The sequence below is a fragment of the Kribbia dieselivorans NBRC 106261 genome (genome assembly GCF_001552435.1).
GTDB lineage: Bacteria > Actinomycetota > Actinomycetes > Actinomycetales > Dermatophilaceae > Kribbia > Kribbia dieselivorans.
In genome coordinates, this window is record NZ_BCRE01000281.1 from 1 (window position 1) to 1,682 (window position 1,682).

Annotated in this window: 3 protein-coding genes; 2 read left to right on the forward strand and 1 reads right to left on the reverse strand. The window is 73.4% G+C overall.

Annotated elements, in window-relative coordinates; translation table 11 throughout:
* On the forward strand, nt 1–504 hold a 504-nt coding region (locus tag KD1_RS15860; protein ID WP_157073425.1), incomplete at its 5' end, for a DUF4232 domain-containing protein.
* Between the two features lie 77 nt (nt 505–581).
* Here the strand turns inward: KD1_RS15860 and KD1_RS15865 are convergent.
* Nucleotides 582–1,196, reverse strand: a complete 615-nt coding sequence (locus KD1_RS15865; RefSeq protein ID WP_068403532.1) for a TetR/AcrR family transcriptional regulator — start codon at nt 1,194–1,196, stop codon at nt 582–584.
* 61 nt (nt 1,197–1,257) lie between these two features.
* Here KD1_RS15865 and KD1_RS15870 point away from each other — a divergent pair.
* On the forward strand, nt 1,258–1,682 hold a 425-nt coding region (locus KD1_RS15870; protein WP_157073427.1), incomplete at its 3' end, for an HAD family hydrolase.

Consider the following 1,682-nt stretch of genomic DNA (forward strand, 5'->3'; position numbering starts at 1 on the left):
CCGACGGCGACCGCCCCCACCCCCACGGCGCCCACCTCGCCGGTGAAGGCGTCGCGGCCCTGTCGCGCGGGTGACCTGACGTTCGAGACCACCGGGTGGGACGCCGCCTCCGGCACGACCGCGACGCAGGTCGTCGCGCGCAACACCGGTCGCTCGGCGTGCTGGGTCGAAGGCGTGCCGGCGTTCCGGCTGACCCAGGGTCGAACGGACCTGCGCATCCGGGTCTTAGCCAGTGACCGCTCGCCCGGCGGCACGACCGTGGTGACGCAGCGGGTCGGGTTGGCCCGCGGTGACCGGGCCAGCGTGCGCCTGTGGTGGCCGGGCTACCGCGGCATCGCCAATCAGCGCACCCCGCAGAGCCTCGACCTCGCCCTGGGCGATGGCTCCGAGCCGACGTGGGAGCCCGTGGCCATCGACCCCGCCGACGCCGGCCCGGCACCGTTCGACGTCATCGCCCGCGCCCGCCTCAAGGCCACCCCGTGGGAGTACGTCCCGCGCCACTGAGAAGGAGCCCTACCCCGCCGGGTCCTCACCAACGCGCGCGATACGCCGCCCTCACGAGGACGCCGGCAGAACCCTGATCACCACGCCGGGCGCGCGCGGCGCTGCGTGGCGCGCTGCACGGCGCGGTCGTCCAGCGCCAACGCCAGATCGAGCCAGTCCCGCTGCGCTGCGGCCACGGCCTCGGTGTCACCGGTCACGGCCAGGTCGTACGCCAGCCCCAGCTGCACCGCCATCGCCAACCGGGCGCGTGTCCGTGCCTGCGCCGGGGTGAGCCCCTCGCCGAGCTGCCGGGTGGTCAGCGGTTCCCACGCGGCCAGGTGGTCCTCGTACGACCCGACGAGATCGGTGTGCATCCGCAGGTAGGCCACCTCGATCATCAGCGCGGCGGCGCGCCGGGCGTCCTCATCGAGCACCGCCTCGTCGACCACGCCCGCCGCCGCCCGACGCGTCAGGGGCCGCGCCCCGACCAACCGCGCGAGCATCGAGCGCGACCGCACCGCCACCTCGTCCACGACCGCGCGCAGCAGCCCCTCGCGCGAGCCGAAGTGGTACGACAACATCCGATGGCTGGTGCCGATGGCCTCGGCGCACCGGCGCAGGCTGAAGTCCCCGACGCCATGCTCGGCGACGTACTCGGTCACCGACTCGAGCAGGTCGTCCGGCGTGCGGGCAGGGTGGTCACTGACAGTCACTCGCCCATCCTTGCGCACACCGGTCGTGCCGCGACGTGCGCTCCCCGCCACAGCACCTACGATGGCGCGCGTGGACTGGACTCCCTTTGATGCTGCCCTGTTCGACCTCGACGGGGTCATCACCCCCACGGCCATCGTGCACATGGCCGCGTGGTCGGAGATGTTCACCGACTACCTCACCGCCCGCTCGACCACGACCGGAGAAGCGTTCGCGCCGTACTCCGACGACGACTACTTCGCCTACATCGACGGCAAACCCCGCTACGACGGCGTGCGGGCCTTCCTGGCCTCGCGCGACATCACCCTGCCCGACGGCGATCCGTCGGACCCCCCGACCGCCGAGACCGTGTGCGGTCTGGGCAACCGCAAGAACGAGGCGTTCAACGCCGTGCTGGAGCGCGACGGCGTGGCGGCCTACCCCGGCAGCGTCGCCCTGCTCGACGCCCTGGCCGCCCGCGGCACGCACCTCGCCGTCGTCTCCTCGAG